The sequence below is a fragment of the Frateuria sp. genome, assembly GCF_035695185.1.
Taxonomy (GTDB): domain Bacteria; phylum Pseudomonadota; class Gammaproteobacteria; order Xanthomonadales; family Rhodanobacteraceae; genus Frateuria_A.
Genome location: NZ_DASSES010000107.1, coordinates 1 through 26,173 on the forward strand (window position 1 = coordinate 1; position 26,173 = coordinate 26,173).

At 71.3% G+C, this 26,173-nt stretch carries 20 protein-coding genes and 1 pseudogene; 8 read left to right on the forward strand and 13 right to left on the reverse strand.

The features are described from left to right. The 3 genes from VFH59_RS08655 to mgtA form a co-directional block, all read right to left on the reverse strand. The coding region (locus tag VFH59_RS08655) for a sulfite exporter TauE/SafE family protein (RefSeq protein ID WP_414655870.1) at window positions 1-465 on the reverse strand (465 nt) is incomplete at its 3' end. Between the two features lie 198 nt (window positions 466-663). Further along, window positions 664-1,971: a tyrosinase family protein gene (locus tag VFH59_RS08660; protein WP_325164485.1), complete on the reverse strand. Its 1,308-nt coding sequence runs from the start codon at window positions 1,969-1,971 to the stop codon at window positions 664-666. Window positions 1,972-2,237: 266 nt separating this feature from the next. Further along, a complete protein-coding gene (gene mgtA, locus VFH59_RS08665) occupies window positions 2,238-4,772 on the reverse strand; it encodes a magnesium-translocating P-type ATPase (RefSeq protein WP_325164486.1) in 2,535 nt (844 codons plus the stop codon). Window positions 4,773-4,882: 110 nt separating this feature from the next. On the opposite strand from mgtA, the gene VFH59_RS08670 reads away from it, so the two are divergent. Both VFH59_RS08670 and polX read left to right on the forward strand, forming a co-directional pair. Continuing rightward, window positions 4,883-5,950 (forward strand): lysylphosphatidylglycerol synthase transmembrane domain-containing protein, encoded by a 1,068-nt coding sequence (locus VFH59_RS08670; RefSeq protein ID WP_325164487.1) that lies wholly within the window; start codon window positions 4,883-4,885, stop codon window positions 5,948-5,950. Window positions 5,951-6,011: 61 nt separating this feature from the next. Beyond that, window positions 6,012-7,781 carry a DNA polymerase/3'-5' exonuclease PolX gene (polX, locus tag VFH59_RS08675; protein WP_325164488.1) on the forward strand — a complete coding sequence of 590 codons (1,770 nt, stop codon included), beginning with the start codon at window positions 6,012-6,014 and terminating at the stop codon, window positions 7,779-7,781. 134 nt (window positions 7,782-7,915) lie between these two features. On the opposite strand, the gene VFH59_RS08680 is transcribed toward polX, so the two are convergent. After that, window positions 7,916-9,538, reverse strand: a complete 1,623-nt coding sequence (locus tag VFH59_RS08680; RefSeq protein WP_325164489.1) for an ArnT family glycosyltransferase — start codon at window positions 9,536-9,538, stop codon at window positions 7,916-7,918. A gap of 199 nt (window positions 9,539-9,737) precedes the next feature. On the opposite strand from VFH59_RS08680, the gene VFH59_RS08685 reads away from it, so the two are divergent. From VFH59_RS08685 to ftsH, 3 genes are all read left to right on the forward strand, one after another. Further along, entirely contained in the window at window positions 9,738-10,187 is a 450-nt protein-coding gene (locus tag VFH59_RS08685; protein ID WP_325164490.1) for a CBS domain-containing protein, read from the forward strand. Beyond that, complete coding sequence (gene glgP / locus VFH59_RS08690) at window positions 10,184-11,971, forward strand: alpha-glucan family phosphorylase (protein WP_325164491.1); 1,788 nt, start codon at window positions 10,184-10,186, stop codon at window positions 11,969-11,971. The genes VFH59_RS08685 and glgP overlap by 4 nt, the downstream gene beginning before the upstream one ends. 70 nt (window positions 11,972-12,041) lie before the next feature. Continuing rightward, window positions 12,042-13,904: an ATP-dependent zinc metalloprotease FtsH gene (gene ftsH / locus VFH59_RS08695; protein WP_325164492.1), complete on the forward strand. Its 1,863-nt coding sequence runs from the start codon at window positions 12,042-12,044 to the stop codon at window positions 13,902-13,904. Between the two features lie 90 nt (window positions 13,905-13,994). On the opposite strand, the gene VFH59_RS08700 is transcribed toward ftsH, so the two are convergent. Further along, a complete protein-coding gene (locus VFH59_RS08700) occupies window positions 13,995-14,438 on the reverse strand; it encodes an Hsp20/alpha crystallin family protein (RefSeq protein ID WP_325164493.1) in 444 nt (147 codons plus the stop codon). Window positions 14,439-14,701: 263 nt separating this feature from the next. On the opposite strand from VFH59_RS08700, the gene VFH59_RS08705 reads away from it, so the two are divergent. Genes VFH59_RS08705 through VFH59_RS08715 form a run of 3 tightly spaced genes read left to right on the forward strand, consistent with a single transcriptional unit; the run spans window position 14,702 to window position 17,702 of the window. Further along, entirely contained in the window at window positions 14,702-15,784 is a 1,083-nt protein-coding gene (locus VFH59_RS08705; RefSeq protein WP_325164494.1) for an efflux RND transporter periplasmic adaptor subunit, read from the forward strand. Continuing rightward, on the forward strand, window positions 15,781-17,028 hold the full coding sequence (locus VFH59_RS08710; RefSeq protein WP_325164495.1) for an ABC transporter permease: 1,248 nt from the start codon (window positions 15,781-15,783) through the stop codon (window positions 17,026-17,028). Before VFH59_RS08705 ends, VFH59_RS08710 begins: the two co-directional genes overlap by 4 nt. After that, window positions 17,028-17,702: an ABC transporter ATP-binding protein gene (locus VFH59_RS08715; protein WP_325164496.1), complete on the forward strand. Its 675-nt coding sequence runs from the start codon at window positions 17,028-17,030 to the stop codon at window positions 17,700-17,702. Before VFH59_RS08710 ends, VFH59_RS08715 begins: the two co-directional genes overlap by 1 nt. A gap of 14 nt (window positions 17,703-17,716) precedes the next feature. Here the strand turns inward: VFH59_RS08715 and VFH59_RS08720 are convergent, their stop codons facing one another. From VFH59_RS08720 to VFH59_RS08755, 8 genes and pseudogenes are all read right to left on the reverse strand, one after another. Beyond that, the gene (locus VFH59_RS08720) at window positions 17,717-19,087 is read right to left on the reverse strand and encodes an alpha/beta family hydrolase (protein WP_325164497.1); all 1,371 of its coding nucleotides are present in this window, start codon (window positions 19,085-19,087) and stop codon (window positions 17,717-17,719) included. 54 nt (window positions 19,088-19,141) lie between these two features. Next, entirely contained in the window at window positions 19,142-19,345 is a 204-nt protein-coding gene (locus VFH59_RS08725; RefSeq protein ID WP_325164498.1) for a dodecin family protein, read from the reverse strand. A 175-nt stretch (window positions 19,346-19,520) separates the two neighbouring features. Continuing rightward, window positions 19,521-19,844, reverse strand: a pseudogene (locus VFH59_RS08730) (OsmC family protein); the annotation flags it as partial. 77 nt (window positions 19,845-19,921) lie between these two features. Continuing rightward, a complete protein-coding gene (locus VFH59_RS08735; RefSeq protein ID WP_325164500.1) occupies window positions 19,922-23,146 on the reverse strand; it encodes an efflux RND transporter permease subunit in 3,225 nt (1,074 codons plus the stop codon). After that, window positions 23,143-24,219, reverse strand: a complete 1,077-nt coding sequence (locus tag VFH59_RS08740; RefSeq protein ID WP_325164501.1) for an efflux RND transporter periplasmic adaptor subunit — start codon at window positions 24,217-24,219, stop codon at window positions 23,143-23,145. Before VFH59_RS08740 ends, VFH59_RS08735 begins: the two co-directional genes overlap by 4 nt. Further along, complete coding sequence (locus VFH59_RS08745) at window positions 24,219-24,602, reverse strand: DUF302 domain-containing protein (RefSeq protein WP_325164502.1); 384 nt, start codon at window positions 24,600-24,602, stop codon at window positions 24,219-24,221. Before VFH59_RS08745 ends, VFH59_RS08740 begins: the two co-directional genes overlap by 1 nt. 35 nt (window positions 24,603-24,637) lie before the next feature. Continuing rightward, on the reverse strand, window positions 24,638-24,844 hold the full coding sequence (locus tag VFH59_RS08750) for a DUF2892 domain-containing protein (protein ID WP_325164503.1): 207 nt from the start codon (window positions 24,842-24,844) through the stop codon (window positions 24,638-24,640). Beyond that, a complete protein-coding gene (locus tag VFH59_RS08755; RefSeq protein ID WP_325164504.1) occupies window positions 24,841-26,142 on the reverse strand; it encodes an FAD/NAD(P)-binding oxidoreductase in 1,302 nt (433 codons plus the stop codon). Before VFH59_RS08755 ends, VFH59_RS08750 begins: the two co-directional genes overlap by 4 nt. Window positions 26,143-26,173 lie beyond the last annotated feature (31 nt).

Here is a 26,173-nt window from a genome sequence, read left to right on the forward strand (position 1 = left end):
GAAGAAGCCCGCCAGGCCGCCCGCGCCCAATCCGACCGCACCCAGCCGCGGCCACATGTGCGGCCGCGGGTAGCGGTCCGCCCCGCCCCGCCCGCGTCCGCGCACCATCAGCGCGGCGACCACCAGCATGAGCAGCGCGAACAGCACCAGCAGGTGCCTGCCGTTGATCGCCTTGCCCAGGCTCGAGCCCAGGAACGCGCCGACCACGCCGCTCGCCGCGAACACGAAGGCCACCTTCCAGCGCACATTGCCGGCACGCGCATGAGGCACCAGGTTGGCGAACGCGTTGGCGGCCACGGCGAGCGCGCTGGTGCCGATCGCCACGTGCGGATCGCGCACGCCGACCACGTAGAGCACCAGCGGCGTGGCGAGGATCGAGCCGCCGCCGCCGATCAGCGCGAGCGAGAAACCGACCAGCGAGCCGCACAGGATCGCCAGCAGGGCCTGGACCAGCAGATCGGACATCACGCGGTAGTGCTCATCTGGAGGCGTTCCCGGAAGGATGGTGGGTGAGTGAGGCTACTGGTGCGTGCGTCTCCCGTGAAGAACCCGCCGGATTCCCTGGGGTTTCGGTGCCAGCGCAGGGTCTGCCTGCCGACCGGGCGCGCGGTGGGGCGTGTTCCCGCCGGGCGCACCCGGAACGGGAACACGCCACGGCTTGGGTCAGTCGGCCTCCACCGACACGCGATCGATCGCAATGGCATCGCTCTGCGGGGCGCCGCCGGCATCGACCCGCACGAAGCTGACCGTGAGGGCGTCCAGCGGCTCGGGCCAGATCCGGCTGAGTACGTCCCGCGCCGGGAGCACCAGCCGCACCGGCCCGTTCATGGCCATCGGGCTGCCGCCGCCGGCCATCATCCGCGCATGGCGCGCGACGCTGATTTCGAAAGGCCCCAGGGTGCCGACCAGATAGGTCTGCTCCGGTTGCGCCAGCCCCTGGGCCGGCAGGTTCAGCAGGATCTTGTAGAAGAAGCCGCCCCGTGCCCCCGCCGAGGTGAGGTCGACGCCATCGAGCACGATGCGCACCGCGTCGGCGGCCTGCCCCGGGGTCGTGACCCGGCTGCGCACGCGGTTGCGCCCTTCCTCGGTCAGCGGGATCCGCACGCGCGCCGACCGCGGGCCGAGCGCCAGGCCGCCCACGCCGCCCAGCGACCCACCCTGCACGGCCAGTGGCGTAGCGAACACCTCCTGGATGGACGGCAGTGGCGCGGCCAGGTTGTTCGGCTGGCTCGCCGGCATGGCCGTGTCGTCGTAGCGGTAGCCGAGGATGCTGGGCGCGTAGGTGTTCACCCGCTTCACCGACGAGACCGCGGTGCCGTAGTGGAACGATCCGGACCAGTAGCTCGCGGTCTTGGCCGGCATGTGGCGGCCGTCCCCGGCGAGCACCCAGGCGTCCCACAGGCGGTCGATGTTCGCGTGGTGCACCCAGAAGATCGGATCGCGCGGCGAAATGGAAATGTTGTCCATCGCACCGCCGATCAGGTTGTGCACGCCGTTGTGCGGCGCGGTTTCCACCGCCGGCTCGAAGGCGTCGGTCTTGCCTCGTTGGAAGTTGATCAGGGTGGGATCGAAGGCGCCGAGGGTGCAGGCACCGGACACGTCCGAGCCCGTGCGGTTGGGCTGGTAGAGCGGCGAGGTCGAGTCGCGAAATTCCGCCGGGATCATCGGGTGCTCGTAGTAGTTCCAGTAGGGAAGCACCAGCGCACTGTTGCCGGAGGCCTTGCGCAGCTGCGCCTCGAAGCGCACCAGGAAACCACGGTGCCACGCAAGAAAATACGGTTTGCGGTGCGGACAATAGTTCGCGTGCACGTTCGTCCAGTAGGCCCAGCTCCCTGGCCGGGTGGAATCGGAGTTCGCGCGCATCTTGCGCACGGCGTCGAGGAACGACGGATACAACGGACCATCGCGGAAAGCCGGCCACGAAGGCCGGGTGCGCAAGCTGGTCGCGCCCATGATTTCGCGCGGAAGCATGGGTACCAGCGCCAACGATGCCGACGCCTGCAGGAATTGTCTCCGGGTAATCATTGTGTCCTCCATTTCGGTGCGTGGCTGCCGGCATGACTTCGCCGCAGCCCTCGGTCTTGCCGCGCGCATCTGGCGCGCAACCGGAACCTAGGTCGATGGCAATGCGTGGCGTTGATGCACATCAACCGATCGAAGGACGCGCAGCCCGATGTCGTGAAGGAACTCGGCCGCAGGAAACGGGCCGGCCTCGCGGTGGCTGTCGAGGGGGAGGCCTACTTGCGGGATGCTGCGCGCGACGGCTCCGCCGCGCGCATGAAGCGACGTTTGAGCAACTGCACGAGCAACAGGTAACTGCCGGTCGCGATGGCCAGGAAGGCGAAGAATGCCGGCGGCAATGGCACGAAGCCGAACATGCCGGCGAGTGGCGTCCACGGCAACACCAGACCCAGCGCGACCACCGTCACCACGCTGGCCACCAGCAACGCGGCCGGGCGGCTGCGCAGCGGGTTGCCGCGGGTGCGGATGACGAACACCACCAGCGTCTGCGTGGCCAGCGACTCGATGAACCAGCCGGTATGGAAGGTCTCGGCCGTGGCATGCAGCCCATGGATCAGCACGTAGAAGGTGAGCAGGTCGTACAGGGAACTCACCGGCCCGATGCCGACCATGAAGCGGCGGATCAGCGGCACGCTCCAGCGCTGCGGGCCGCGCAATTGGGCCTCGTCCACGTTGTCCGAGGGAATCGTCGTCTGCGCGAGGTCGTACAGAAAATTGTTGAGCAGGATCTGCGAGGGAAGCATCGGCAGAAACGGCAGCACCAGCGCACCGACGACCATGCTGAACATGTTGCCGAAGTTCGAGCTGGTGCCCATGAAGAGGTACTTCATGACGTTCGCGAACGCGCGGCGTCCCTCGAGCACCCCGGCGTGGAGGACTTCCAGGTTGCGTTCGCGCAGCAGGATGTCGGCGCTGTCGCGCGCGATGTCGACCGCATCGGCCACCGAGATCCCCACGTCGGCCGCGTGCAGCGAGGGCGCGTCGTTGACGCCGTCGCCGAGAAAGCCAACCACCTCGCCTCGCGCCTTGAGCGCCACCACGATGCGGTGCTTCTGCTCGGGCGTGACCTGGGCGAACACGCGCGTGCGTCCGGCCAGCAGGCCCAGCGCGGTTTCGCTCATGCCGAGCAGTTCGTCGCCGGTCACCACGCGGCCCGGTTCGATGCCCGCCTGCTCGCAGGTGTAGCGCGCCACGCGCGGGTTGTCGCCGGTGAGCACTTTCAGCGGAATGCCGTCGCGAGCGAGCGCCTGCAAGGCCCGGGCGACGCCCGGCATGAGCGGATCGACGAATGAGACGAAGCCGGCCAGGACGAGCCCCGTCTCGTCCGCAACGGCATAGCGCGCTTGCGCCTCGACCGGCCGCCAGGCGATCGCGAGCACGCGCAGGCCGCGCTCGCCCATCGCCTCGTACGTGCGTTCGCAGGCGGCCCGCCGTGACGCATCGAGCGGTGCATTGCCGTCGGCGACTTCGCATTGCGTGCAGGCGGACAGGATCGACTCGGGCGCCCCCTTGGCGACCAGCCACCGCTCCCCTGCCCGCGCCACGACCACGCTCATGCGGCGGCGTTCGAAATCGAGCGGGATCTCGTCCAGCTTGGTCCAGCCGGCCGCGGGCGCCGGGCAGTCGCGCAGGATCGCCGTATCGAGCGGGCTGCGCGTGCCGGTCTCGAAGCGGGCATTCAGGGCGGCCAGCTGCGCGGTGCGGGGCGACGGCTGCCCCTGCGCGTCCCAGCTGCCGTCCACGGCAGTGTCGCCGCGGGTGAGCGTGCCGGTCTTGTCGCTGAGCAGCACGGTCATGCTGCCGAAGTCCTCGATCGCCGCGAGGTGGCGGACGATTACCCGCCGCCGCGCCATGCGCACGGCGCCACGCGCCAGCGTGACCGTGGTGATCATCGGCATGAATTCCGGCGTCAGGCCCACCGCCAGCGCCAGCGCGAACAGCAGCGTCTGCAAAGGCGGACGATGCAGCACGACGCCGACCAGCAGCACCAGCAGCACCAGCAGCACGACGGTGCGCATGATCAGCCCGGCGAAGTCCTTCAGGCCGCGCTCGAACTCGGTCAGCGGCGGCCGCTCGCCGAGCCGTGCCGCGACTTCGCCGAAGGCGGTGGCCCGACCGGTGGCGACCACTTCGGCCACGGCGGTGCCGGCGACCACGGACGAACCGAGGAACACCTTGCCTTTCGACTCGGGACCCGTGGCGGCGTCGGCCGGCGCAGGCTCTTTCTCGACCGGCAGAGACTCGCCGGTGAGCGCAGCCTGCTGCACGTGGAAATCGCGGGCCTCGAGCAGAAGCGCATCGGCCGGAATGCGGTCGCCGGCCGAGAGCCGGATCAGGTCGCCCCGGACCAGTTCCCGCCGCGGGCGCTCCTGCCACCGGCCGTCGCGGCAGACCGTCGCCATCGGCGTGATCTCGGCGCGCAACCGCTCCGCCGCCCGCTGCGAGCGAAAGCCGAGCGTGGCGTTGAGCACCAGGCTCAGCAGCACGATCACCGCGATGATCAGCGCGCCGAGGACGTCGCCGAGCACACCGGAAGTTGCCGCTGCCGCGATCAGGATCGCCACCAGCGGATTGGCCAGGGCGCCGGCCAGGGTGGCCAGCAGGCCGGAGCCGGCATGGCGGAACTCGTTCGGGCCATCGCGGGCCCGGCGACGGGCCGCTTCGGCATCGGACAGCCCGGCGCAGGCCGATGGGGCGGCCTCTCCCGAGGGAGCCGCAGGTCCGGCCGCGCAACGGAATGAATGATCCATGTCGGCCACCATGCACGACCGCACGCGCACGCCGTTGACAGGCATCAAATCCGCGGCGATCGGCGCCGTTCTTGACGCAACTCAAGCCGGGAGAGGCCGGTCGTGATGGCATGGGCCCGTACGCCGTCCTCACCCAAGCCGATCCCATGGACCACGACCCGTCTGCGTCCAGCCACTGGCCATCGCCCCCCGCGGGCGGCGACCGGCCGGCGGCCACGCTGCAATGGACCGGGTGGCTCCTGGGTGCATTGGCCCTGGCCGCCCTCGCCGGCGTCGTCCTGCGCCGTGGCGAGGTGGAACGTTTCCTGGACCTGCTGGGTTCACTCGCGCCGGCCTGGCTGGGCCTGGCCGTGGTGTTGCAGGCGACCACCTACGCCTGCGTCGCCACCGCCTGGTGGCTGGGACTGGATCGTGCCGGCGCTCCCCGCTCCTGGCGCTCGCTGATCGGCCTTTCGGTCGCCAAGCTGTTCGTCGACCAGTCCGTGCCGACCGGCGGCATCGGCGGCACCGCCTTCCTGGTCGGCGTGCTGGCACGCCAGGGCGTGCCCAGGCCGGCGTGCATGGCTGCCTTGATGACGAATTTCATCGGCTTCCATGGCGCCTACCTGCTCTCGGCCCTGGCCGGCATGGGCCTGCTGTGGCTCCGCCACGATGCGCGCCCGTGGATGACGACCGTCACCGTCGTCTTCGTCATGGTCGCGGCGGCGGCGCCGCTCGCGCTGTTCGCGCTGCACCACTATGGACGGCGCGCGCCCGCATGGCTGGAACGCCTGCCGGGCGTGACCGCCTTGCTGGATGCCGCCGCTGCGGCGCCGATGGGCCGCCTGCTGCGCCGCGGCCGACTGCTGGCCGCCACCGCCGGGCTGAACCTCGCCGTCATCGCCACCGACGCGGCGACGCTCTGGACCATGCTGCAGGCGCTCGGGCTGCACGCCTCCTACGGCGTGGCCTACCCGAGCTTCCTGCTGGCCATGATGGTGGCGACGGTCAGTCCGATCCCGATGGGCCTGGGCACCTTCGAGGCGGCCAGCGTGGCGGCGCTGTCGATGCAGGGCGTGCCGATCGAAGGCGCGCTGGCGGGGACCCTGCTGCTGCGCGGCTGCACCACCTGGCTGCCGATGATCCCTGGACTCTGGCTGGCGCGCCGTGCCCTCCACGGCAGGCGGGGCGAGGCTTGATCCACGTCAAGCCGGATGCCCTCGTGCGTGGCAGCGTAGGCCTGCACCGGAGGCCCATGCCATGGCCCAGTCCACCGCCCTGCCCGCCGCCTCTCCCGTGGTCGCCGCCAGCAACGCCGAGGTCGCGGCCGTCTTCGACGAGATCGCCGACTGGCTGGAACTGGACGGCGCCAACCCATTCCGCGTGCGTGCCTATCGCAATGCCGCGCGCACGATCGGCGGCTGGCCGCAGCCGCTGGACACCTGGCGCGATGCCGACCATCCGCTGGCCGACCTGCCGGGCATCGGCGACGACCTTGCGGGGAAGATCGAGGAGATCCTGGCGGCCGGCTCATGCGCACTGCTGCGTGAACTGCGGCATACCCACCCGCGCGGCCTGACCGCCCTGCTCCGGCTGCCGGGCCTCGGTCCGCGGCGGGCGTTGCGGCTGCACGAGGAACTGGGTGTCAGCTCGGTCCGCGGACTGCTGCGCGCCGCGCGAGCCGGCCGCATCCGCACGCTGAAGGGCTTCGGCAAGGACACCGAGCGCCACCTGCTGGAGGCCGCGGTGCAATCGCTGGGCACCACGCCCCGCTGGAAGCTGTCGGCCGCGCTGCCGCAGGCCGAGGCGCTGGCGGCTTTCCTGCAGGCGGCGCCGGAACCCGCGCAGGTGGTGCTGGCCGGCAGCCTGCGGCGCTGGCGGGAGACGGTCGGCGACATCGACCTGCTGGTGGCCACCCGCCATCGCCGCGCGCTGAGCGAACGCTTCCTCGCCTATCCGCTGGTGCAGCATGTGCTGGCGCAAGGGGAGACCCGCTCGAGCGTGGTGCTGCGCAGCGGGCTGCAGGTGGATCTGCGCGTGGTCCGGCCGGCGAGCCTCGGTGCCGCGCTGGTCTACTTCACCGGTTCCAAGGCGCACAACCTCGCGTTGCGGGCGCGGGCGCGCAAGCGCGGGCTGAAGATCAACGAGTACGGCGTGTATCGCGGCAGCCGCCGGCTCGCGGGTGATACCGAAGCCTCGGTCTATGCCGCCGTCGACCTCCCCGTCATCGAGCCCGAGCTGCGCGAGGACGCCGGCGAGATCGAGGCCGCGGCGGCCGTGACGCTGCCCGCGCTGATCACGCCGGGGGACCTGCGCGGCGACCTGCACAGCCACACCAACGCCAGCGACGGCGGCGCCGATCTGGAGACGATGGCCCGCGCTGCCGCGGCCGCGGGGCTGGAGTACCTGGCGATCACCGACCACTCGCGCGGCCTCGCGGTGACCGGCGGCCTGGACCGGCGCCGGCTGCTGGCGCAGATCGAAGCGATCGACCGCTTCAACGACACGCACGCGGCGCCGGTGCTTCTGAAGGGCATCGAGGTGGACATCCTTGAGGATGGACGGCTGGATCTTCCGGATGCGCTGCTGGCCCGCCTCGACCTGGTGGTCGCTGCCGTGCACAGCCACTTCGACCTGTCCCGCGAACGGCAGACCGCGCGCCTGCTGCGCGCCATGGACCATCGCTGCTTCAGCATCCTGGCGCACCCGACCGGGCGCCTGATCGAGCAGCGCGCCGCCTACGCGGTGGACATGGAACGGGTGGTGCGCCACGCGCGGGATCGCGGCTGCTTCCTGGAAGCCAACGCGCACCCGGACCGGCTGGACCTGAACGACGCGCACTGCCGCCTGGCCAAGGCCGCCGGCGTGCCGCTGGCGATCGGCAGCGACGCCCACGACGCGTCCGGCTTCGCGGCGCTGCGCTTCGGCATCGGCCAGGCGCGGCGTGGCTGGATTGAAGCGAAGGACGTGGTCAATACCCTGCCGCTGGCCGCCTTGCGGGCCCGCCTGGCCGCCACCATGGGTGGCTAGGAAAGCCCGCGCTGGCCCGTGCAGGGGCGTACCCGCGCGCTACCGGGTTGGTCCGCGCTCGCGTTCGGGTGCGCTCCTACGTCGGACGCGGGCAGCGGCACTCAATGTCCGCAGCAGCACGACGGGGCCCCGTCTCACATGCCCACGGGAGCCTTGCTGTGAGGTGGCCGCCCTCGCGCCGTTTGGCGGGCTTCGCTTGCCGCCATCGCTTCGCGTGCGATGTCGCTCGCCCGCCAGATCGCCAGGCGGCGACCGAGGAAGGGTTGCCGGTACAGCGGCACGGCGGCGTAGTCGTAGTCCATGTCGCTGCTGATCACCCAGCCGCGCGGGTGGGCCCGGACCCAGGCCGCCACGTAGCGCGGGCCGGGCGCCGTCGGAATGGCGGCCGTCAGCCGGCCGGCGAAGGTGAACAGCCCGTTCTGGTGGTTGAGCATCAGCAGCGGCACGTCCGCGCGCTGTGCCTCCGCGACCATGCGCGAGGCTGTCGCCACGGAGTAGCGCGAGGCCGAACCCGCGAGGAAGGCCCCCTTGACCAGGGCCGCCACCACGATCATCGCCAGCGCGGCGGTTGCCACGTCGAGCGCGCGCCTCCCGCGCACCAGCAGGATTGCGCCGACCAGGGCGGCGCCGGCCAGTGCCAGGTGGACGCCCGGCGGCGCCTGTGGCGCGAAACGCCCGAGCGCGAACCAGGCCCCCACCGGCATCGCCAGCAGCAGCAGCCCGATGCGCCACCCGACCACCCGCCAGCGCCCCGAGGCCAGCCGGAGGGCGGCTGCGGGCGCGATCGCCGGCACGAGCGGAAGCAGATAATGCGGCTGCTTGCCGCTGATCACGCAGAAGGCGAGGAAGGCCGGCAGGGTTGCCGCAAGCGCGAAGCGGTCGCAGCGCGGTGCGGCCGCTTCGCGTTCGCGTGCCGGCCCGGTCCGGCCCAGGCCGATGAGCCAGGGAAGCAGCAGCACCGGCACGATCGGCAGATACCACCAGAGCGCGCGGTTGTGCGCAAAGCTCTCCGCCACCCTGCCGGCGGTCTGTCCGAGGAAGATGGCGTTGGCATAGGCAGGGCCCCCATGCATGGCCGCCGGCACCGCCCAGGCGAGCGCCAGCGCCGCGCCGCCGAGCAGGCCGAGCGCGATGGCCAGGTAGGGCCGGCGGAGCGGCCGCGGGGTCGGTGCACACCACCACGGCCCCAGCAGCACCGGCAGGCCGCCGACCAGCAGGCTCACCGGTCCCTTCGCGAGCAGCCCCAGTCCCAGGCCCAGGGCAAGCATCGCGGCGCCTGAGCGCAGGCGCCCGTACCAAAGCCACACGCCGCCGAGCCAGGCGACCAGCACGCACAGGCACAGCAGCATGTCGAACATCAGCGCACCGGCATAGCCGGCGAAGGTAAGGCTGCCGAGCCACAGCCACCCGGCCAGGGATGCCGTGGACGCGTCCGCGCCCAGCTCCCTGGCCAGGCGGCGCAGCAGCGGCAGCGTCAGCAGCCCCATCGCCACCTGCAGGAGCCGGGCCGCCCACGCATGGATGCCGGTCACCCACCAGGTGACGTTGATCAGCCAGAACAGGAGTGGCGGCTTGTCCGGATAGGGCATGCCATCGAGCCAGGGAACCAGCCAGTCGCCACGCCAGTGCATGTTCCAGGCGACGGCGAGGTAGCGCGTCTCATCGATCGGAACGGGCGGCAGCCAGCATATGGCGAGCAGCACGATGGCGGCCGCCAGCAGGCGGTACGGGTCCAGGGCCTCGTTTCTCGTCACCATGGAAGGCTCCATGGACGGACAGATGGGTCCCGAAATTACGGCGGCCATTGCCGGGCGTCAATGAAGAGCCCGTCGTGGCGGCACACACGGGCACGGCCATCGCTCCCGCAGGGGCCGCACGGCGCACGCTCCCGTTGACCGAAGTCAATTCGCCGCGGCACCGGCCGGGCCACGCTCCCGGTTGCGGGAGGCCGAGACCATGCGAGTCCACGACATATGCACGCACGAGGCGGTTTCGATCAGCCCCGCCGCCTCCGTGGCGGATGCCGCGCGACTGATGCGCGCGCGACACGTCGGGGTGCTCGTGGTGGTGGAGCAGCCCAACGGCGAGCGCATTCCGGTCGGCGTGCTGACCGATCGCGACATCGTGCTGGAGGTCGTGGCGCCGGAAGCGCCCTGTGCGCGGCTCCGGGTGGCCGACGTGATGACCCGCGAGCCGGCGACCTGCTCGGAAGAGGAGCTGTTGCTCGACGCGGTGGCGCGCATGCGCGCCTACGGCGTCCGCCGCCTGCCGGTGGTCAATCCGAAGGGCGGCCTGTGCGGCCTGCTCAGCCTGGACGACATCTACGGCGCGCTGGGCGTCTACCTGCAGGAGATGAGCCGGGCGCTGACCCGCGGGCACGTGCGCGAGATGGAAGCGCGCACGTGAACCCCGATACGCGGGATGCGGCCGTCACCGCGACCGGGCTCCCGTCGACCATGGCCGCCATCGGCCCTTTCCTGCCCCGGACGCACATCGCCTACTTCTCGATGGAGATCGCACTGGAGCCGCCGATGCACACCTACGCCGGCGGCCTCGGCGTGCTCGCCGGCGACACCGCGCGGGCCGCGGCCGACCTCGAGCTGCCGATGGTCTTCGTCACCCTGATGTCGCGCGAGGGCTACCTGCGCCAGGCCTTCGACGCGCAGGGGAACCAGCTCGAATCGGCCGATCCGTGGGCACCCGAAACCTTCGTCCATCCCCTGCGCGCCAAGGTTGCCGTGCTGGTCGAATGCCGCGAGGTGTGGGTGCGCCCGTGGCTCTACCGGCTGCAGGGACGCCTCGGACACGTCCTGCCGGTGCTGCTGCTGGACACCGACCTGCCGGAGAACGATCCGCAGGACCGCGGCATCACCGGCGTGCTGTACGGCGGCGATGCGACCTATCGCCTGCGGCAGGAGATCGTGCTCGGCATCGCCGGCATGCGCGTGCTGCACGCACTTGGCTTCGAGATCGCCACCTACCACCTGAACGAGGGGCATGCGGCGCTGCTCGGGCTGGAGCTCCTGCGCCGCTACCCGTTGCCGCCGGACACGGTCGGCGCCGGCGAGCTGGCCTTCGATGCCGGCCCGGTGCGCAGGTCGTGCGTCTTCACCACGCACACGCCGGTCGAGGCGGGGCACGACCGCTTCCCGTACGCGCTGTACGAACGCCTGCTGCCGGGCTACCTCGACAGCGGGCAGGTCCGCCTGCTGGCCGGACCGCAGGCACTGAACCTCACCCAGCTCGCGCTCAACCTGGCCGGCTTCGTCAACGGCGTGGCGGTGCGCCATGCCGAGGTGACCGAGCGGCTGTTCCCCGGCTACGACGTGCGCGCGGTGACCAACGGCGTGTACCTGCCCGACTGGGTGCATCCGGCCTTCGCCGCCCTCTTCAACCGCTGCTCGGACTGCTGGGTGCACGACCCGGAGACGCTCGCGCGGTTCGACCAGGTACCCGATGCCGACGTCTGGCAGGCCCACGAGCGCGCGCGCGCCGACCTGATCGCCCACGTCGCCGGGCACACGGGCGTGGCACTGGATGCGCAGCTGCCGATCCTGGGTTTCGCGCGCCGCATGACCGCCTACAAGCGGCCCACGCTCCTGTTCACGGACACCTCGCGGCTGCGCGCGATCCATGCGAAGTCGCCGTTCCAGGTGGTCATCGCCGGCAAGGCGCATCCGCGCGACGAGGCGGGCAAGGCGCTGGTGCGCCAGCTGCACGCGCTCGCCCGGGAACTGGCGCCGCAGATCCGGCTGGTGTTCCTGCCCGACTACGACCTGGCGGCCGCGCGGGTGCTGGTGGCCGGCTGCGACGTCTGGCTCAACACGCCGCTGCCGCCGATGGAGGCCTCCGGCACCAGTGGCATGAAGGCCGCCGCCAACGGCGTACTCAATCTGAGCGTGCGGGACGGCTGGTGGGTGGAAGGGTGCATCGACGGTGTCACCGGCTGGTCGCTGGGCGAGGAACACGACGATGCGACCGCGAGCAGGAAGCTCTACGACTGCCTGGAGCAGGTGGTGCTGCCGCTGTACCAGCGCAACCGCGCCGGCTGGATCGGCATGATGAAGCAATCGGTGGCCAAGCTCGCCAGCTATTTCAACGCCCATCGCATGATGCGTCGCTACGCGTCGGAGGCCTATCTCCAGCGGCGCGGTTCGGCGGTCCGCGGCGCCACGCACCCGCCGGCCTGATCGCGCCGGCGTTGCGCCGGTTTGACCTGCATCAAGCGCGCGACCCGCCCGCATGGGCATAAGCAAGGCTATGGATACTCCCCGGCACGACGTGCTCTGGTACTGGCTGGTGCCGCTGGTCATCCTGCTCGGCCTGCAGCTGATGCTGGCCGTCCCGCAGGCGCCGTCGATCCCCTACAGCGCATTCCGCGCGGCGCTGGCGGCCGGGAAGATCGGGAGCGTGGAGGTCGGACGGGACCGGATCAGCGGGACGTTCAAGCCCGCCCGGCCGGGAGCGGTCGCACGGCACTTCACCACCGTCCCGGTCGAGCCGGGGTTGGCCGACGCGCTGGCTGCGGCCGGGGTGGAGTTCAGCGCCGAGCCGCCCACCAATCCTTTCGGCCACGCGCTGGCCTGGCTGGTCGCGGGCCTGCTCCTGTTCGCCCTGTGGCTGGGGCTGACCCGGCGCGTGGGCGGCGGGGGCCGCGCGTCGGGCCTGTTGGGCGTGGGCAAGAGCAAGGCGAAGGTGTACGTCGAACGGGGTGTGGGCGTCACCTTCGCCGACGTGGCCGGCGCCGAGGAGGCGAAGGACGAACTGAAGGAAGTCATCAGCTTCCTGCGCGATCCCAAGCGCTACGGACGGCTGGGCGCGCGCATGCCCAAGGGCATCCTGCTGGTGGGGCCACCGGGCACCGGCAAGACGCTGCTGGCCCGCGCGGTGGCCGGCGAGTCGGACGTGCCGTTCTTCTCCATCAGCGGCTCGGAATTCGTGGAGCTGTTCGTGGGCGTCGGTGCCGCGCGCGTGCGCGACCTGTTCGAGCAGGCGCGGGCGCAGGCGCCGTGCATCATCTTCATCGACGAACTGGACGCGGTCGGGCGGGCGCGTGGCGCGTACGTTTCCACCGGCGGGCATGACGAGAAGGAGCAGACGCTCAACCAGCTGCTCAAGGAGATGGACGGTTTCGACCCGAGCGGCGGCGTGGTGCTGCTGGCGGCCACCAACCGGCCGGAGATCCTCGACCCCGCCCTGCTCCGCGCCGGCCGCTTCGACCGCCAGATCCTGATCGACCGGCCGGACAAGCAGGAGCGCATGGCGATCCTGCGCGTGCACCTGGCCCGGCTGGTGCTCGGCAGGGATGTGGATGTCGAGCAGATCGCCTCGCTGACCACCGGCTTCAGCGGGGCGGACCTGGCCAATCTCGCCAACGAGGCTGCCCTGCTCGCCACGCGTCGCGACGCGACCGACGTGGGCATGGAGGACCTGACCTGCGCGCTCGAGCGCGTGGTTGCCGGCCTGGAAAAACACAGCCGCGTGCTCAGCGCCAGGGAACGGCGCATCGTCGCCTTCCACGAGGTCGGCCACGCGCTGGTCGCGGTGGCGCTGTCGGGCGACATCCAGGTGCAGAAGCTGTCCATCGTGCCGCACGGCATCGAGGCGCTCGGCTACACCCTCCAGCGCGCCACCGAGGACCGCTTCCTGATGCAGCGGCAGGAACTGACGCAACGCCTCGCGATGCTGCTGGGCGGCCGCGCCGCCGAACTGATGATCTTCGGCGAGGCCTCCACCGGTGCCGCCGACGACCTGGCCAAGGCGACCGAACTCGCCCGGGCGATGGTCACCCGCCACGGCATGACCGTGGAACTTGGCACGGTCAGCTACGAAACCGACACGGCGCCGCTGCTCGGGACCGCCGATGCCTGGCAGCCCCGCCGCTACGCCGAGAGCACCGCGGCGACGATCGACCAGGCGGTGCGCCAGTTGCTCGATCAGGCCCTGCTCACGGCGACCGACGTGTTGCGCCGTCACCAGGTCGCACTGGAAGCGGCGGCGGGGGAACTGCTCCTGCATGAAACCCTCAGCGGCGAGGCGCTCAAGGCCATCCTGCAGCGGAACACGCCGACGCCGGAAGCACGGCATCCGGCGGGCCCGGTGCCGGCGCGTTCGGCAGGGTGAGCGCCGCGACGCCTGCGCCCCAGCCGGCAGTACGGCAACAAAAAGAGAGGGGCGCCCACGCGGGCGCCCCTCGCGCGGTCGCCATCGGGGTCAACCGACCTTGATGCGCCGCTGCTGGCCGTTCGGCTTCTTGGGCAGGTGCAGGCTCAGTACGCCGTTCTCGTAGCGCGCCTCCGCCCTGGCGTCGTCGACGTCGGTGGGCAGGCTGAAGGAGCGGAACACCTGGCCGTAGTAGCGTTCGCTGCACACTTCACGGTTGCCGTCCTTCTTTTCGGTCTCGCGCTTGGCTTCGGCGGTGATCGATACCTGGTTGCCGTCGATCGTGATGTCGATGTCTTCCTTGCGCACGCCCGGCACGTCGGCCTGGATGTCATAGGCCTCGTCGCTCTCGCTGACGTCGACACGGATCTCCGGCGCCACTTCCAGGTCCCTGAACATGGCGCGCAGCCCGAAGTTGCGGAACAGCTCGTCGAAGTCGCCCGGTTCGGTCCGTGAAACCGGCTTCAAGGGGTTCCAACGGGTAAGCATGGTCATGATGGCAAGCCTCCAATCGATGCGGGGGGAAGCCCTTCGGGCATCGCGCCCGTCGGGCCAGCGTCGACGCTACGCCGCGCCGCCGGCGCCGGGTTGATCGACATCAAGCCGGATCGACCATCGTCCCTGCCGCTCCGGCGACGGTGGGCCCGCGGCGCCGATTGACATGCATCAACGCCCACCGGTATTGGCGACCTACGCTGTGGCACCGAACGGTTCGGCGCGCTTCGGATGGCTTCCGCCCCCGCTCGCCGGAGCCCCTGATGCCAGACGATGCACCCCACGCCAAACCGGTAGCCGCCGTCGGCCCCGCGCCGCCGCATCCGGCGCGACACCGCCATGTGGCCGCATGGCTGGTGGGCGCCGTGCTGGTCCTCGCCCTGGCTGGCCTGGCGACCTGGCGGCTGCTGCCGCCACGCGTGGCCGTGGTGCACGCGCACCGCGGCACGGCCATCGATGCGGTCTACGCCACCGGCACGGTGGAACCGACCGTCATGCTGCCGATCGCCGCGCGCATCACCGCGCGGCTGGTCGAACTGGATGTCGACGAAGGCGACCGCGTGCACGCCGGGCAGCAGCTGGGCCGGCTGGAGGACACCGACCTGGCCAGCAACCTGGCGCAACTGCGCTCGCAGGAGGCGTTCGCGCAGGCCGAGTACCGCCGTTACGCCGCCCTGCTCCCGCGCGGGGTCATCGCGCGCACGCAGTACGACAAGGCCCGCTCGGACTGGCTGTCGGCGCGCTCGGCCGTCGCCCGTGCCGGGGCCGAGCTCCGCTACGCGCGGCTGCTGGCGCCGACGGACGGCACGGTGATCCGCCGCGATGGCGAGATCGGCCAGCTGATGACGCCCGGCACCACGCTGTTCTGGCTCGCCGTCGATTCGCCGCCGCGGATCACTGCCGATGTCGACGAGGAAGACATCGCGCGGATCGCACCGGGCCAACCGGTGCTGATCCGTGCGGACGCGTTCCCGGGCCGGGTCTTCCAGGGGCGCGTGCGCAGCGTCACGCCCAAGGGCGATCCGACCGGCCGCAGCTACCGCGTGCGCATCGCGATCGACGGGGACACGCCGCTACGGGTCGGCATGACCGCCGAGGTCAACGTCATCGTGCGCCGCCACGACCACGCCCTGCTGCTGCCCGACGGCGCGCTTGCCGGCGACCGGGTGTGGATCGTGCGCGCAGGCCGGCTGCAGTCGCGCCGGGTCGCCGTCGGGATCCACGGCGAGCGGCAGGTCGAGATCACCGCGGGCCTGTCCGGGGACGACGCGGTGGTGGCCTCGCCGGCCGACGGCCTGCGCGAAAACGCGAAGGTTCGCGTGGCCGGCGCCGGGGCACGCCCGTGATCCGGCTGCTGGTGGACATCGCCGCACGGCACCTGCTGGCGCGCCGACGCCAGAGCATCGTCTCGCTGCTGGGCGTGGTGCTGGGCGTGTCCTTCTTCCTCTCGATCTCCGCGATGATGCGCGGCTCGGAGCAGGACATCATCCATCGGCTGGTCGACAACGCGCCGCACATCACCATCGAGGACGAGTACCGCAACCCCACCCTGCAACCGGTCAGCCAGCTGTTCCCGCGGGCCGTGGTGCAGCTGCGCCACCTGGTCCCGCAGACCGAGATGCGCGGCATCCGCGGCTACCCGCAGATCCTGGACTACCTGCGGCGCACGCCGGGTCTGCGCGCCTCGGCGGTGCTGAGCGGCCAGGCATTGGCAAGCTTCGCCGGCAAGGACCGCGCGATCGGGCTGTACGGCATCGTCGCCAGCGAGTACGCACAGGTCTCGACGATCCGCCGCTACATGGTGCGCGGCTCGCTGGATGAGCTCGAAGCCAACCCCAACGGCATCGTCGTCGGCGACGAGCTGGCACGGCGCATGAGCCTGTCGATGGGCGACAACCTGCGGGTGGCGAGCACCACCGGCCAGGTGCGAACTTTCAAGATCATCGGCCTGTTCCATACCGGCCGGTCCGACTTCGACGCAGGCCAGGCGTTCGTCGCGCTCAAGCGCGTGCAGTCCATGCTCGACCGGCCGAACCGGATCAACACCATCGTCATCAAGCTGGCCGACCCCAACGCCGCGCGCACCGAGGCGGCCCGCATCGAGCGGCGCGTGCGCTACAAGACGGTGTCCTGGCAGGAACGCTCGGAGGACCTGATGAGTGCGCTGGCGATCCGCAGCGTGATCATGTACGCGGTGGTCGGCGCGGTGCTGGTGGTGGCCGCGTTCGGGATCTACAACGTGATCTCCACGGTGGTGCTGGAGAAGCAGCGCGACATCGCGATCCTGCGCGCGATGGGCTTCGAGGCGCGCGACATCGAAGGCATGTTCCTCGCCCAGGGCGCGCTGATCGGCGCGGTCGGCAACGTGTTCGGCATCGGGCTGGGCTGCGGGCTGATGGCCGGCCTGATGCGCATTCACTTCCGCGTGCCGGGCAGCACCGACGTCACCTACCTGGCGATCGACTGGAGCCCGTTCCAGTTCCTGCTCGCCGGCGGCGTGGCGATGCTCGCGGCGATGATCGCCGCGTACCTGCCGGCGCGGCGCGCGGCCAAGGTCGAGCCGGTCGACGTGCTGCGCGGGGGCACCTGATGGCCGAGGCGATCCGGCTGGAGCACGTGACCCGCCGACTGGAGGGCGAGGTGCCGGTCACGCTGGTCGACGAGGCCAGCCTGCGCATCGACGCCGGGGAGTGCGTGGCGATCACCGGTCCCTCCGGCTCGGGCAAGTCCTCGCTGCTCTACCTGATGGGCCTGCTCGACCTGCCCACGGCCGGGCGCATCTGGCTGGGCGGCACCGACACCAGCGACTACGGCGAGGACGAACGCTCGGAGGCGCGGCTGCGCACGATCGGCTTCGTATTCCAGGCGCACTTCCTGCTGCCGGAATTCAGCGCCCGCGAAAACGTCATGCTGCCGATGCGCCGGCTGGGCCTCTACGACGAGGCCACGATCCGCGAGCGGGCGGGTGCCCTGCTCGCCGGGCTGGACCTCGGCTCGCAATGCGACAAGTGGCCGCGCCAGCTGTCCGGCGGCCAGAGCCAGCGCGTGGCGATTGCCCGCGCGCTGGCGAACGACCCGATGCTGGTGCTGGCCGACGAGCCGACCGGCAACCTGGACAGCGTCGCCAGCCGCAACGTCCAGCGCACCATCCTGGCGCTGGCACACGCGCAGGGCCGTGCGGTGGCGGTGGTGACCCACGACCCCGACTTCGCCGCCCAGGCCGACCGGCGCATCCGCATCGTCGACGGGCGTATCCAGCCCTGACCGGCTGCGTCGTCCTAACCCGCGAGCCGGCCCGCCCCGGGGCCGTCGACCGGCCGCCGGCGCGGTGCGCGCACCCGTGCGCCCAGCCAGCGGGCGAACCAGTCGCGGGCAAGCTTCGAGGCCGCCTCGAGGGTGCCGGGCTCCTGGAACAGGTGGGTCGCCCCGGGCACCACCGCCAGTTCGTTCTTGCCCGGGATACGACGCTGCGCGGCGCGGTTGAGCGAGACCACCTGCCGGTCCTCGCCGGCGACGATCAGCAGGGTCGGCGCGGTCACACGGGCCAGGGTCCCGGCACCGGCCAGATCCGGCCGCCCGCTCCTGGACACCACCGCGGCGACGTCGCGCGGCCGCTGCGCGGCCACCGCCAGCGCCGCGCCGGCGCCGGTGCTGGCGCCGAACAGGCCCAGCGGCAGCTGGCCCAGCACGGGGTCCTGCCGGACCCGGGCCACCACCGCGGCGAGCCGGTCGGCGAGCGCCGCGATGTCGAAGACCGCGGCGCGCGAGAGCTCCTCTTCCGGGGTCAGCAGGTTGAACAGCAAGGTGGCCATGCCAGCCTGCTGCAGGAACTGCGCGAGGTTGCGGTCGCGCGGGCTGCCCCGGTCGGCGCCGCTGCCGTGGGCGAAAATGACCAGCCCGCGCGCGTGGGGCGGCACCGCCAGGTCGCCCGGCAGGCTCACGTCCGGCAGGTCGAACGTCACCGGCTCCGGCGCCGGTAGTCCGGCGGCCGCCTTCGGGGGCGCCGCGAGCAGCCGCAGGACCTCGACATCGTCGACCGGCCGGAAATCCTCGTAGAAGGCGCCGACGGCCCGGAACCGCGTCGGCGCGTACAGGCAGACGACCTCGTCGGCCAGCTCGTCCAGGCCGTCCAGGCTGTCCGGCGCCGCCACCGGCACCGCCGCCACCAGCACGGCCGGATGCTGCTGGCGCACCGCGTCCAGCGCGGCGCGCATGGTCGCGCCGGTGGCCAGCCCGTCGTCCACGACGATCACCACGCGACCGGTAGGGTCGACCGGATGGCGGCCCGGACTGTAGCTGGCGCGCCGCTTGCGGATCACCGCCAGTTGCCGGGCCGCCTCGGCCCTCACGTAGCCCATGCCCGCGCCGACCACACCGGAGCACGCCGACAGCTGGACGCGTCCCTGCTCGTCGACGGCGCCGATGGCGAGCTCGCAGTTGACCGGCGAACCGAGCTTGCGCACCAGCACCACGTCCAGGTCGCCGTCCAGCGCATCGGCGACGATGCGCCCGACGGGAACGCCGCCGCGCGGTATGGCGAGCACCAGCGGGCGCTGTCCGCGATAGGCACTCAACGCTTCGGCCAGTTGCCGGCCGGCGTCCTGGCGATCGGCGTAATGGCGGGTCCCGGATGGCACAAAACCCTTCATGACGATGACTCCGGCCGCAACCTGCATGTGCGGCGGCTTGCGAATCGCAGCGTTTCAGCCGATCACGAAGCTGACCCGCATGCATACGCGCCAGGCCATGATCTTGCCGTCGGGCCCGGTGACCACCTTGGTCTCGCTGATCCAGGCGCCCTTGATCCCGTCCAGCGTGCGGGCGGCCCGTTCCAGACCCTGCTGCACGGCATCCTCCACGCTGTCAGGTGATTCGGAAATGATTTCGATGACCTTGGCGACGCTCATGGCGCTCCTCCGGCGAGGGTTGCTCGGTCCGGGCGCGACCGGCGCCGGACACGCCCCACCCTAGGCCGCCGGGCGCGAGCGGCCTTGATCACGATCAACTCGGGACGCCGTGCGGCTATCCGTTGCGCACGGGCAACGCTACCCCGGCCGGATCGAGCACCCGCACGTCGACCTCGACGCCCTGGCGCACGCTGCCGGTGACCACGCAGAAGTCCTCGAACTGCGCCAGCACGCGGTCCAGGTGCTGCAGCGAGGTGGCCGCGTCGGCAAGCTGCAGGTCGACCTCGATGCGCGGCACCCGCCAGCGACCGGCCGCGTTGCGCGCGACGCTCGCGCGTGCCCTGGCGGCAAGGGGTGCCGGTGCGTTGCCGAACTTGCGCAGCGCGAACAGCAGGCTGGCCGCCAGGCAGTTGGCTACCGCGGTGGCCAGCAGGCGCGAGGGGTTGGGACCATGGCCCTGCCCCAGCGGCGGCGGCTCGTCGGTGGCCAGTTCGCCCATCGCGGCGCCGTCGAAGCGCACGTTGAACTCGTACTCGCCCACCTGGGTCAGGCTGACCTCGACCGTCTGCGTCTCGCTCACGTCACGTCTCCTTGCGAAGGTGGCGCCCGCTGCGCCAGCCAGGCGTAGTAGAGCAGCGGAATGACCAGCAGGGTAAGCACCGTCGACACCAGGATGCCGAAGATCAGCGACACCGCCAGGCCCTGGAAGATCGGGTCGTCGATGATGAAGAAGCCGCCGACCATCGCCGCCACGCCGGTCAGCACGATCGGCTTGGCGCGCACCGCCGCGGCCTCCACCACCGCCTCGCCCAGCGGCCGCCCGGCGGCCAATGCGTGGTTGATGAAGTCGATCAGCAGGATCGAATTGCGCACGATGATGCCGGCCAGCGCGATCATGCCGATCATCGAGGTCGCGGTGTACTGCGCGCCCACCAGCGCATGGCCGGGCATCACCCCGATCACGGTCAGCGGGATCGGTGCCATGATGATCAGCGGCACCAGGTAGCTCCTGAACTGGCCGACCACCAGCAGGTAGATCAGCAGCAGGCCGACCGAGTAGGCCAGGCCCATGTCGCGGAAGGTCTCGTAGGTGATCTGCCACTCGCCGTCCCATTTCACCGACGGCGCGGAGGTGTCTTCCGGCTGCGCGATGAAGTGCTGCCCGAGGCGCGCGCCGGCCACGTCCTGGTGGCGCAGCGTGCCGACCAGGCTGAACATGCCGTACAGCGGGCTGTCGGTGGCCCCGGCGTCGTCGCCGGTGACGTAGGCATAGGGCAGCAGGTCCTTGTGGTAGATCGTCTGCTCCCAGGTGGCCGGGCGCACGCTCACGACTTCGGACAGCGGCACCAGCGCACCTCCCTGCGCGCGTACTTCCAGCGCCAGCAGCTGGGCCAGCGAGGCCTGGTCGCCGGGCGGCAGGCGCAGGCGCACCGGTACCGCGTAGCGGGCGTGGCCGTCCATCAGGTAGGTGGCATCCTCGCCGGACAGCGCGGTGCGCAGCGCCTGCGCGATGCCGGCCTGGTCCAGCCCCAGCCGCGCGGCGCGCTCGCGGTCGACCACCATCACCTCGCGCGGGGCGGGGTCCTCCACGCTGGAGTCGACGTCAACGACGTCCGGGTTGGCCTTGAAGCGGCGTTCCAGCGCCAGCGCGGTGCGCCGCACGGTGGCGTCGTCCGGCCCGTAGACCTCGGCGACGATCGGCGCGAGTACCGGCGGGCCGGGTGGCACCTCCACGATCTTCACGGAGGCGCCGTAGCGGGCGCCGATCTTCGCCAGCGCCGGGCGGATGGCCAGCGCGATGGCGTGGCTCTGGCGGTGGCGCAGGGACTTGTCGACCAGGTTCACCTGCAGGTCGCCGACGTTGGCGCCGCTGCGCAGGTAGTACTGGCGCACCAGCCCGTTGAAGGTGATCGGCGCGGCGGTGCCGGCATAGCCCTGCCAGTTGGCCACCTCGGGCAGCCTGGACACCGCCGCGGCCAGCTCGCCGAGCACGCGGTTGGTGCGCTCCAGCGTGCTGCCCTCGGGCATGTCGACCACCACCTGGAACTCGGACTTGTTGTCGAACGGCAGCATCTTGAGGACCACCGCCCGGACCACCACCAGCCCGACCGCGGCGAGCACCAGCACGCCCATCGCGGCGAACAGCAGGCGCCGGCGGCGGCGCGCCCTGTCGCCGGCGATGAACGGCGTCATCACCCGGTCGAAGACCCGGTGCAGGCGGCTGTCGGCCGGCACCGCCGCGGCGTCGCCTTCGTGTGCGTGGTGGCGCAGCAGCTTCAGCGCCAGCCACGGCGTGACGATCAGCGCCACCGCCAGCGACAGCAGCATGCCGGCCGAGGCGTTGATCGGGATCGGCCGCATGTACGGCCCCATCAGTCCCGACACGAACGCCATCGGCAGCAGCGCGGCGATCACCGTGAAGGTGGCCAGGATGGTCGGCCCACCCACCTCGCTCACCGCCTCCGGGATCGCCTCGCGCAGGGTGCGCCCGCCGAGCGCCATGTGCCGGTGGATGTTCTCCACCACCACGATGGCGTCGTCGACCAGGATGCCGATCGAGAAGATCAGCGCGAACAGCGATACCCGGTTGAGCGTGAATCCCATCGCCCAGGAGGCGAACAGAGTCAGCATCAAGGTGATGATCACCGCGCTGCCGACCACGATCGCCTCGCGCCAGCCCAGCGCGAGGAGCACCAGCAGCACCACCGAGCCGGTCGCGAAGATCAGCTTGTGGATCAGCTTGTCGGCCTTGTCGGTGGCGGTCTGGCCGTAGTCGCGGGTGACCGTGACGTGCACGTCGGCCGGGATCGACACGTTTCGCAGCGCAGCCAGGCGTGCGGCGATGGCGGTGGTGATGTCGGCGGCATTGGCGCCCGGCTTCTTGGCCACCGCGAGGGTGACTGCCGGTGCGTTGCCGGTCGGCCCGTCCTTGCCCGCGGGCGCGCCGAACCAGACATAGCGGCCCGGCAGGTCGGCGCCGGCGTGGATGCGCGCCACGTCGGAGAGGAACACCGGCTGGCCGTGCTTGAGCCCGATCACCAGGTTGGCCACGTCCCCGGCGTTGGCCAGGAAGGTGCCGGCGGTGACCGGCACGTCGCGGTCGCCGGTCACCCGGTCGCCGGCCTGGGCGACCACGTTCGCCGCCTTGAGCGCCCCCGCGAGGTCGCCCACCGCCATGCCGTAGGCGGCCAGACGCGCCGCATCCAGCTCCACCACCACCGCCCGCGTCGGCGCGCCCAGGGCGTAGACGTCGCGCGTGCCGGGGATGCGCTTGAGATCGGTCTCCAGCGTGTGCGCCACCTCGGCCAGCCGGGTCGGGTTCTGCGCCGGCGCATCGCTCCACAGCGTGAGCGACATCACCGGCACGTCGTCGATGCCCATCGGCCGGATCAGCGGCGGACCGACACCCAGCCCCGGCGGCACGAAGTCCTGGTTCTGGAAAACCTGGTTGTACAACCGCACGATCGCGCTCTGGCGCGGCACGCCGACCTGGAACTCGACCGTCAGCACCGCCATGCCCGGCCGGCTCATCGAATAGACGTGCTTGACGCCCTCGATCTCGGCGAGCTTCTGCTCCAGCGGGAAGGCCACCAGGTTTTCCACGTCGCGCACGTCGGCACCGGGGAACGGCACCATCACGTTGGCCATGGTCACGTCGATCTGCGGCTCTTCCTCGCGCGGCGTGATCGCCGCCGCGGCCAGGCCGAGCAGCAGGGCGGCCAGCGCGAGGATCGGAGTGAGCGGGGATGCCTGGAAGGCGCGTGCGATGCGGCCGGAGAAGCCGAGCTTCGGCTCGCTCATGGCGCGGCCTCGCCGCGGTGCACGCCGATCCAGCGCGCCGTGGCCGCCGGATCGAGCGCGATGCGCTCGCCGTCGTCCAGGCCGGCGAGCACTTCGACCGAATCGCCGTAGCGCGCGCCAGTGCGTACCTGGCGCAATTGCGGCGCGCCCTGCCCCAGCACGTACACGCCCTGCAGTTCGCCCCGCTGTACCAGCGCCGAGGCCGGCACCAGCAGCCGGCGCTCGCGCCCGACCGCGAAGGCGACCTTGACCGTCATGCCCGGATACAGGCCGGTGTCGTCGCCCGGCAGCTCCAGCCGCACGCTGAAGGTGTGCGTGTCCGGGTCGGCGTAGGGAAACACCGTTACCTTGGTGGCCGCGACGCGGCGTGCGCCATCGGCCAGCAGTACCTCGGCATGGTTGAGCCGACGGATCGCGGCGACCGCGCTCTGCGGCACCTGCACGGTGACGCGCAGGTCCTTCAGCGAGACGCCGGCCATCAGCGGCTGGCCCGGCTGCACCGATTCGCCCACCTGCACGAAGCGACGCGTGACGATACCGGCGTAGGGCGCGCGCACCACGGTGTAGTCCAGCTGCTGGCCGATCTCGCGCAACTGCGCCTGCGCCGCCTGCAGCGCAGCCCGTGCCGCATCGCGCCGGGCGCGCTCCTGGTCCAATTGCTGGCGCGCGACCAGGCCGCGTGCGGCGATCGCGGCGACCCGCTTGTAGGACGCCTCCGCCTCGTCATAGGCCGCCTGCGCCGCGGCGATCTGGGCCTGTGCGCGGTTGTGCGCGGATTTCTGCTCGACGTCGGTGAAGCGCACGATCACCGCGCCCTCGGGCACGGTGTCGTTGACGTCGTAGGGCAGCTCGACCACGCGGCCGGCGGTCTGCGCCGACACGGTGGCCTGGTTGACCGCCTCGACCACGCCGTCCCAGGCCTGTTCACGCGGCGCCTCCTGCAGGCGCACCACGCGGCTGGCCAGGTCGATCGGCGCGCTTGCCGCGCGCGGCGCCGGCGGCGCATCGCCGTGGCAGCCGGCCAGCAGCGCGACGGCGAAGGCCAGTACAGGCAGTGGACGGGCGTGGCGCATCAGCGGGCCTCGTCGATCATCCGGCGCATCTGCGTCTGGACCTCGTCCGCCACGGGCTGCAGGGCGGGATCGTCCGACAGCATGCCGAGCAGATGGTCGGGCTCGATCATGCCGATGCGGGTCTGGCCGCCTTCGGTGTAGACCGAGATGCGGCACGGCAGCGCCATGTTCAGGCGCATGTCCGTCGCCATCACCGTCGCCGCCTGCCGCGGGTTGCACACCTCGAACACCTTGCACTCGCGCTCGAACGGCACGCCCTTGCCGCGCAGCGTGGCGCCGATGTCGTGCACGTGCAGCACGCCGAAGCCGTGGCGGCGCACGGCGGCATCCAGGTCCTCGGCGGCCTGGGCGAAGGGCTTGGCGGTCTCGGTGATGTAGTACACGGCGGTGGCCTCGGTGGTCGGCAGGGATGGCGTGGTCAGCGGGGGAAGGCGCAGCCGGGCTTGAACCCGAGGCCCTTGAGGATCATCGCCAGCGGGCAGAAGCCGGTGAACGAGGACTGCAGCAGGTTGGCGCCGACGAACACGGCCAGCCACAGCCAGGCGGGCGCCACCCACCAGCCCAGGGCGACGGACAGCAGAACCATGCTTCCGGCGAAGCCGAGCACGACGCGATCGATGTTCATGGAAGGTCTCCCTGGGCATGCTTGACGGGCGGCTTGAGCCGCTCGATGCCGAGCAGCCTGAGCACGTATTTCTCGTAGACCGGTTCGGTGTTGCCGCTGCGGATCTTGTGCAGGTAGTACTTCTCGAAGGCGAGCTTGGCCAGGTGCACCCACTTGCCCTCCTTCGCCCAGGTCACGTTGCGCGGCGGGATCTGCGGCAGCGCGACGAACGCCGCGCCGGTGTCGCCCATGTCGGCCAGGCATACCGCGTTCCAGGTCGCGCGCGCATCGGGCTGGCGGCCGGCGATTTCCTCGCGCAGGTTGTGCGCGATCGCGGTGACCATCGACTCGATCATGAAGCCGGTCTTGGGCGCGCCGGTCGGCACCGGCGTGGCCTCCACCGGCGGGATCGCCACGCACACGCCGGCGGCGAAGACGTTGCGGAAGCGGGGGTTGCGCTGGTGCTCGTCGACCAGGATGAAGCCGCGCGGATTGGTCAGCCCCTCGATGCCGCGCACCGCGTCCACGCCGGTGAAGGCCGGCAGCAGCATGGCGTAGGCGAACGGCAGCTCGCTCTCGCCTGCCGGCTGGCCCCGGGCGTCGAGCTCCTGCAGCCGGAGCTTGCCCGCCTCGGCGCCGAGCACCTTGGCGTTGGCGATCCAGCGGATGCCACGCTGGCGGAACTCGTGCTCGAGCAGGCCCTTGGAGTCGCCCACGCCGCCCAGCCCCATGTGCCCGACGTACGGCTCCGGGGTCACGTAGGTGATCGGCACGTGCTCGCGCAGCTTGCGCCGGCGCAGGTCGTTGTCCATCAGCATGGCGAATTCGTAGGCCGGGCCGAAGCAGCTGGCGCCCGGCGCCGCCCCGACCACCACCGGACCCGGTGCATCGAGGAAGCGCTGGTAGGCCTCCCAGGCACGCTGCGCATGCTCGGCCGTGCAGATCGACTGGGTGTGCCCGTCCGGACCGAGCCCGGGCACTTCGTCGAAGGCCAGGCGCGGCCCGGTGGTTATCACCAGGAAGTCGTAGTCGAGCACGCGGCCATCGACCAGCCGAAGCTGGCTTTCGGCTGCGAGGACCTTCTCCGCCGCCACGTCGATGAACCCGATGTCGTGGTGCGCCATCGGGCCGGCCAGCGCAAGACCGATGTCCTCGCGCTTGCGCGATCCCAGCGCCAGCCAGGGGTTGGAGGGGGTGAAGTTGAAGCGCGGCCCGTCGCCGACGAGGGTCACGGTGTGTCCCTTGCCGAGCGCGGCGCGGATCTCGTACGCCGCGGCGGTACCGCCCAGTCCGGCGCCCAGCACGATGATGTCGGCCATGTTCGCGCACTCCCGTTTGACTGCCGGCATG